The organism is Streptococcus sp. DD10 (genome assembly GCF_001578805.1).
In the GTDB taxonomy this organism is placed as follows: domain Bacteria; phylum Bacillota; class Bacilli; order Lactobacillales; family Streptococcaceae; genus Streptococcus.
On the sequence record NZ_KQ969194.1, the window covers coordinates 1 to 568 of the forward strand.

The window sequence follows — 568 nt, forward strand, 5'->3', positions numbered from 1 at the left end:
AACTGGTGTGACATCCGTTGGAATAACTGGAACAAGGCGTGGTTGAACAGTGACAACAAATTTTTGAACAGTATTTGTATCATTATCGAATGATTGCTTGCTACCATCAGCCTTCGTGAACTCGTCAGAAACAAGCTCATATCCAAGTTGTTTCAATGCATTGATACGTGCTTCAGTTGAGTAGTTCATTTCAGAACCAGAATCACCTTGAAGAATATCAACTTCACCAAGAATAGTTCCCTTATTGTCCTTGTAAGTTACAGTTGCAACTTGAGTATCAGACTTCACTTCGTAAACAGTTGGTGTATACTTAGCTTTCACTTCTGTACCGTTAGTGTCCTTACGAACAACTGTCACACCTGTACCGGTTCCAACAAAGTCTGGAGTTGGTGTAAAGGTTACCTTACCAGATGGATCAACTGTGTAAGTACCTTCGTTTGGAACAACCTTAGTTGTTGTACCATCTTCAAATGTAGCAGGAACAGTGTTGTCCATTGGTACATCTGAGTGACCTGGTACAAAGGTTGGTGTTCCAGATTGAACTTGACCCTTAGGTCCTGCTGAACCA

1 protein-coding gene is annotated in these 568 nt (G+C 41.2%); it reads right to left on the reverse strand.

Annotation, left to right across the window (positions count from 1 at the left end):
* Positions 1–568, reverse strand: a 568-nt coding sequence (locus tag STRDD10_RS11035; protein WP_443031106.1) for a mucin-binding protein, incomplete at both ends; no start/stop codon positions are given.